Here is a 6,450-nt window from a genome sequence, read left to right on the forward strand (position 1 = left end):
GTGTGGAAGCGCGTGCCCAGCGTCTGGCTATTCCACCAGGTGAAAAACTGCAGAAGGAAAGTCTTCATCCAAATCCTCGTGGCAAGCCCTCGCGGCGGCAGCGGCGGCGCCTGTTTCCTGCTTATGGCGTCAGGCCATCGCTAAGGCAAGGATTTTGCCGCAAGCGCCACGCAAATGGCTGTCAGAAAACCGATGCAAACCCGGCGAGCCTCTCGCGGCGGTCGAAGCATCCCTTGCCAAGGCTGCCCCGTCTTTCTAAAGCTCTGCGCGTCCCATGCAGGAATCCAGTCTGATTGACGGTTGAGGGAGGTAAAGATGGCCCCGGATTCATCCGACCCTGAGCTGCGAATCAGTGCCAGCTCCATTCGCCTGCGCAAGTGCGGCGTGCCGGTCGTCTGCCTCACCGCCTACACCTATCCCGTCGCTCGCCTGCTCGACGATCATGTCGACCTGCTTCTGGTCGGCGACAGCGTCGCCATGGTTCTCCATGGCCACAAGACCACGCTGGGCGCTTCGCTGGAGATGATGATCGCCCATGGACAAGCGGTGATGCGGGGTTCGGCCAGGGCCTGCGTGGTGGTCGACATGCCGGCCGGAAGCTATGAGGCACCGCCGTGCCAAGCCGTCGCCTCGGCTCGGCGGATCGTCAACGAAACCGGTTGTCAGGCCGTCAAGCTGGAGGGCGGCGTTACCGTTGCCCGGCAGATCGCGGCGATCGTCGCTGCCGGCATTCCGGTCATGGGACATATCGGCTTGCAGCCGCAATCGGTGGAAAGCGACGGCGGCTACAGGATCAAGGGCCGTACCGAGGAGAATGTGGCGGCGCTTTATCGCGACGCCAGCGCGGTCGAGAAGGCCGGCGCGTTTTCGGTAGTCATCGAAGGCACCGTCGAGACCGTCGCCGCCGACCTCACCCGGCACATTTCCATTCCAACCATCGGCATCGGCGCCAGCGGAGACTGCGACGGCCAGATCCTGGTCATCGACGATATGGTCGGCCTGACCGTCGACCGCGTGCCGAAATTCGTCAAGGAATATGCCGACCTGCGCAGCGTCATATCGCAGGCGGCAGCCAGCTATGCAGCGGAGGTGCGAAGCCGGACATTCCCCGGCCCGAACCACGTCTTTTCGGCCGCAGCCGAACAAGGGCAAAGAATGAGTTGGGACAAAGAATGAGCCGAGACAAAGCATGAGCCGGCCTCTCATCGTCGACAGCGTCGCCGCCCTTCGCGCGCAAATCCGCGACTGGCGTCGCGATGGCCTCAGCCTTGCCATGGTGCCGACCATGGGTGCACTGCATGACGGCCATGTCTCGCTGATCGGGATCGCACTCGAAAAGGCCGATCGCTGCGTTCTCTCGATCTTCGTCAATCCGACGCAGTTCGCGCCGAGCGAAGACCTCGACAAATATCCGCGCCAACTCGCCCGCGACCTCGACCGGCTGGCCGAGACCGGCGCCCAACTCGCTTTCACCCCTAGTGTGGCGGAGATGTATCCGGCTGGCTTCGCCACAAGGATCTCGGTCGGCGGGCCAGCCGCCGGGCTGGAATCGGATTTCCGTCCGACCTTCTTCGACGGCGTCGCGACGGTCGTGGCAAAGCTCTTCCTGCAGGCGTCGCCCGACTGTGCGGTCTTCGGTGAAAAGGACTACCAGCAGCTTTGCGTCGTCAGGCAGCTCTGCCGCGACCTCGATCTGCCGGTGGAAATCATCGGCGCGCCAACGGTACGCGACGCACATGGCCTCGCCATGTCCTCACGCAATGCGTATCTGAGCGAAGCCGAGCTGGAGGTGGCGCGCCAGCTCAACGCCATATTGCGCCGGACGGCGGCGGCACTAGCGGCAGGCGCGGATGAAGGCAGCGCGACCGCCGAGGCCAGCCGCGCGCTCGTCAAGGCTGGCTTCGACAAAATCGATTATGTCGCGGCGCGCGAGAGCCTGACGCTCGCCCCATGGCGGAGAAACCGTGACGGACGCCTGCTCGCAGCCGCCTGGCTGGGCAAGACCCGGCTGATCGACAATGTGGAAATTCCCTCCGCCTAAAGCGCGTCGCGTTTGGATGGATTCATGCGACGCGCTTTAAGTTCTTGTTTTTATGCTTGTCGTTATCGCAAGACCGCTTCGCACTTTTGCGCGACATGCATTAGGCCAATCAGGCGACCTTGAGATCCTTCATCGCCTTCTCGTAGACATCTTTGATCGGCTTGGATACGTCTTCGGCGGCTTTCGTCGCGGCCGCCTGAAACTCCTTGCCCTGCTCGACGGTCTTTTCCACCTGCTTGCGCAGGAAGGCAGTCTGCAGTTCGATGAACTCGGAGGGCGATTTCACGGCAACCAGGGCTTCGAGGTGAGAAAAGCTGGCCTCAACATTTGCGCGCAGCGCGGCGATCGTCTTCAGCGACAGCTCATTGCCAGCGGTCTTGGCTGTTTCGAAGGATGACTCAAGAGCCTTTTGGGTCGCCTCGGCGCCGGTCGCCAATTTCGATAAGGCTTCTTTCGACTGCTCGACGCCCTTTTCGGCGACAGCGCGGAACTGATCGGTTGCCGCGGTCGGGACTTCTGCATTCTCGATGATTTCAGCAGTTTTATCAGCGGTCTTGGTCATAGTTTCCATCCTTTGCGGTTGGCGACCTTGTAGAAAAGCCGTCTCGTTCATCTAGCAGCCTGACGTTACGGCATCTGCAGTGCATTGCAATATTTTTGTGCGTCGCACCATGCCTTTTTTGCCTCAGCGTTAGCCACTGCTGAATTCTTACCGGGCGGGTTTTGCGGACGACAGCTGAGAAAGTATTCAGGCAAGAATTGCAAAACAGTGGCCCGCTCCAATCGCGCCTGTCCGATACACGGTTCGCCTCGCGAATTACGGTGACAGTGCACCTTTTATTTCCCCGACTGCCGCGTTTTCCGGATTTCACGGTTTTTTCGGTTTGCTCGGCAATCCGATCCAGAAGTGCTTCGCTCCCCACCGGCCAGCACAGCCGAGCAAACAGCGCAAAAACTGCACTGTCACCCTAATTCACCCTAATTCCAATCTGCATATGTTTTAGACCTTTGTGGACGACATCTTCAGAATCCAAGCTACCAGGCCGGCTCGGCTACAATTCGGCCAAAATCATGGTGCGGTCCTGCGCGCTCCAGGAGCGCAGCATCGATGCTCGGCTGGAATGAGAACGTTTCCTGGCGCGGATCCCAACCTTGATACCGGCACATGTCGAGCGGCTGCTCCCCTATCTGTTCCTGCTTGCATTGACCTGCATCGCGGTCGCCTTCCGGCCGCTCCTGCCGGTCGATGAAACGCGATATCTCAGCGTCACCTGGGAGATGTATCTGAGCGGACAGATCTTCGTTCCGACGATGAATTTCGCGCCCTATCTGCAAAAGCCGCCGCTGCTGTTCTGGCTTATTGACCTGGCCTGGGACATTTTCGGCGCAAGTCGGGTTGCCGCGATGCTCGTCATCTTCGTCGCGTCGTCGCTCGTCATCTGGCTGACGACGCGTCTGACAAAAACCCTCTTTCCCAGGCGCGACGACATCGCAAGCCGTATCCCTTGGCTCGTCGCCGGAAGCACCATCTTCGTGATTTATTCGACGCTGATCCTGTTCGACATGCTGCTGACTGTCTTCGTGCTCGCCGCGCTTTTGTCGTTGCTTGCCTTTGCCAAAAACGGCAACCATTGGCACGCCGTGCTGGCGGGATTGTTCATCGGACTGGGTGTTTTGACGAAAGGTCCGGTGGTGCTCATCCATGTCGGCGCCCCTATCCTGCTCTATCCGTTCTGGCGCGATCGGCAGGCCGGGCTGGCGACGCCGAAATTTTTTGCCGGGGCGGGTCTGGCAATTCTCGCCGCATTGATCCCGGTGGCGATCTGGCTGGTGCCGGCGACCATCCAGACGAAAGGCAACTTCGTCTACGACCTTGTCTGGAACCAGTCGGCAGGGCGTGTCACCGGCCACCTGCACAACTCCCATGGCCGGCCGTTCTATTTCTACGTCGTGCTGTTGCCGATCATGCTCATACCGTGGATCTTCATACCCGAAGTGTGGCGGCTGAAGCTGGGCGCCCGGATACGTGGCCTGATCGACACGAAATCGCCGGACCTGCGCGCACTGCGCCTGCTGTCGTTCTCGTTCGTCGCGGTTTTACTGGTTTTCAGCGCGATATCCGGCAAGCAACCTCACTATCTGGTGCCGATGCTGCCATTTGCGACCATCCTGTTCGGGTATTTCATGGCGGAGATTCCCCCCGCGAGGCTCAGAAACTCGGCCTTCGTCCTGCTCGCAATTTTCGGCATCGGCCATGCCGCAGCATCAGCGACCTCTTTCAGACGCGAAGATCTCATGCCGCTGGCCAAATTCATCGCCGAGCGAAAGAACGCCGACTGGGCCGTCGCCTTCGACTACCAGGACGAGGTCGGTTTCCTGGCCCGGCTGCAGAAGCCGTTCGAAAGCACTGACAATCCCGAGGAATGGCTTCGCTCGCATCCTGGCGGCTATGTCATCGACAAATCCAAGGACACTGGGACGTCGGAGCAAATCGCTTTCCGCCTTCACGTCGAACGAGGCTATCTTGTCGTCCTCAAGGGACAACATTGAGGGCGCCGCAACCGACCGCGCAGCCCGTAAAACGCAACTGACTGCGACATATCCGGGCAGACAAATCTATCCGATCGCCTTCTCGCCGGCAGCCCTGAACCGCCGCCACAGTCGGCGGTGTTGCCGGCGGGCAAAAACCCTTTCGAGCGATAGAAGGCGACGGCCGGAGCGTTTGCCTCTTCCACTTCGACACGCAGCGTCCGCGCCACAGGAAAGCGGGCCTCGACCTCTTCCAGCAGCGCCTGGCGATCCCTTGCCTCTGGCAGGTCGGATGCACGTAAAGCTGGTTCAGCATTACGATCTTCGCATCCGCGGTGGCTGCGGCGAAAGCCATGCCGCCGATGAGCCTGCCGTCGTCTGCGACCAGGAATTCGGAGTTCGGCCGTGTCAGCCGCGCTCTACAGCGTCGCGCGTCCTTCGGACGCGCAAAGGACGTTGTAGCACTTTTGATTTTGCGCATGATCCTTTCCGAAATCGATTCCGATTTCGGGGTCATGCGCTGAGCGAGGCGATCGAATGCCATTCGTCAGTGATCTCGGTGACTTTGGCAGCACCATAGATGGCGTCATAGGTGGCATGCCACGTTTCGACCAGCAGCGCCCGGATGGGCAACCAGATCGCGTTCGCTGGCGGTGCGAACGAACATCGGTTTTCTCGCTGACGGCTCGGCTATGCTTCGACAGGTCTGCGTTTGAGATCGATCACGGCAAGCAGCACGACCCAGATGAGGAGCACCAGGCTGCCCGCCATGTTGGCCGCCATGGCGATATCGGAGAAACCTGTTGCCGCCGTGGCGACGCCGCCAATCAGGACGCCAACAGCCCCTGCGCTGCCGAGCAACGACATCCAGACTGGACAGTGCTTCGCCTGTTGCAGCGCGATGCTGGCGAGCAGGACGGTCAGGCCGAGCAGCACGGCGCTCACCGCGGCAAAGCCGATTTCGATCTGCCGCACCGCAAAGGCAGCGTTGAACAGCGATGCCTTTGCCGCATCGTCAGCCATGGCCCATGCGTTGACCATGGCCTTCAGGGCGATGCCGTCGACTGCCTGCAAAGCCGCCGCAGCCGCAAGCGACGCCGCGCCAAATACGATGGTGAGCAGAGCAAAGCCCCGCGCCGGACCGTCGAACAGACGGCCAATGATCAAAAGCATGCCGGCGATCATCGCCACGACACCGGCAAGTTGGGCCATGTGACTAAAAAGCCAATTGTGATCGGCGGAATACTCACCGAAGGCGCGAAGCGCATCACTCGGGTCCTCATGCATCGGATGCAACAGCGTGCCGACGAAAAGCAGCACGGCACCTGCGATCAGCAGCGCCGACGAGAGACCTGCCTGATTGCGCGGCCGTGGTCTTGCGTTCATTGCGCTATTCGATCCCGAGCTTGGCCTTGACGAGATCGTTGACCGCTTGCGGGTTGGCCTTGCCGCCTGTCGCCTTCATCACCTGGCCGACGAACCAGCCGGCCATGGTCGGCTTGGCGCGCGCCTGCTCGACCTTGTCCGGATTGGCTGATATCACCTCGTCGACCGCCTTTTCGATGGCGCCGCTGTCGGTGACCTGCTTCATGCCGCGGCTTTCGACCAACTGGCGCGGATCGCCGCCTTCGTTCCAAACGATCTCGAACAGATCCTTGGCGATCTTGCCGGAGATGGTGCCCTCCTTGATCAGGTCGATAACCGCGCCGAGCTGATCGGGCGAAACCGGAGCATTTTCAATACCCTTGCCGGCTCTGTTCAACGCGCCTAGCAGATCGTTGATGACCCAATTGGCGGCGAGCTTGCCGTCGCGACCAGCGGCCACCTTCTCGAAATAGTCGGCGACCGCCTTTTCCGACACCAGGATCGAGGCGTCGTAG

At 60.7% G+C, this 6,450-nt stretch carries 5 protein-coding genes and 3 pseudogenes; 3 read left to right on the plus strand and 5 right to left on the minus strand.

Annotated elements, in window-relative coordinates:
• A pseudogene (locus tag EOA85_RS40150) lies at window positions 1-68 on the minus strand (NADH:ubiquinone oxidoreductase subunit NDUFA12); the annotation flags it as partial.
• 247 nt (window positions 69-315) lie between these two features.
• Here EOA85_RS40150 and panB point away from each other — a divergent pair.
• Together panB and panC are read left to right on the plus strand one after the other, a co-directional pair.
• Window positions 316-1,176 carry a 3-methyl-2-oxobutanoate hydroxymethyltransferase gene (gene panB / locus EOA85_RS24065; protein WP_127211428.1) on the plus strand — a complete coding sequence of 287 codons (861 nt, stop codon included), beginning with the start codon at window positions 316-318 and terminating at the stop codon, window positions 1,174-1,176.
• 13 nt (window positions 1,177-1,189) lie between these two features.
• The gene (panC, locus tag EOA85_RS24070; RefSeq protein WP_127211429.1) at window positions 1,190-2,041 is read left to right on the plus strand and encodes a pantoate--beta-alanine ligase; all 852 of its coding nucleotides are present in this window, start codon (window positions 1,190-1,192) and stop codon (window positions 2,039-2,041) included.
• A gap of 109 nt (window positions 2,042-2,150) precedes the next feature.
• Here the strand turns inward: panC and EOA85_RS24075 are convergent, their stop codons facing one another.
• Window positions 2,151-2,603: a phasin gene (locus EOA85_RS24075; protein WP_065008202.1), complete on the minus strand. Its 453-nt coding sequence runs from the start codon at window positions 2,601-2,603 to the stop codon at window positions 2,151-2,153.
• Window positions 2,604-3,193: 590 nt separating this feature from the next.
• Here EOA85_RS24075 and EOA85_RS24080 point away from each other — a divergent pair.
• A complete protein-coding gene (locus EOA85_RS24080; protein WP_127211430.1) occupies window positions 3,194-4,591 on the plus strand; it encodes a glycosyltransferase family 39 protein in 1,398 nt (465 codons plus the stop codon).
• An 83-nt stretch (window positions 4,592-4,674) separates the two neighbouring features.
• Here the strand turns inward: EOA85_RS24080 and EOA85_RS24085 are convergent.
• The 3 genes and pseudogenes from EOA85_RS24085 to gatB all read right to left on the minus strand — a co-directional run.
• Window positions 4,675-5,237 (minus strand): annotated as a pseudogene (locus tag EOA85_RS24085) (GNAT family N-acetyltransferase); the annotation flags it as partial.
• 23 nt (window positions 5,238-5,260) lie between these two features.
• Complete coding sequence (locus EOA85_RS24090; protein WP_065008199.1) at window positions 5,261-5,956, minus strand: hypothetical protein; 696 nt, start codon at window positions 5,954-5,956, stop codon at window positions 5,261-5,263.
• Between the two features lie 4 nt (window positions 5,957-5,960).
• Window positions 5,961-6,450: pseudogene (gene gatB / locus EOA85_RS24095) on the minus strand (Asp-tRNA(Asn)/Glu-tRNA(Gln) amidotransferase GatCAB subunit B); the annotation flags it as partial.

Source organism: Mesorhizobium sp. M5C.F.Ca.IN.020.29.1.1, from assembly GCF_003997375.1.
In the GTDB taxonomy this organism is placed as follows: Bacteria; Pseudomonadota; Alphaproteobacteria; order Rhizobiales; family Rhizobiaceae; genus Mesorhizobium; species Mesorhizobium wenxiniae.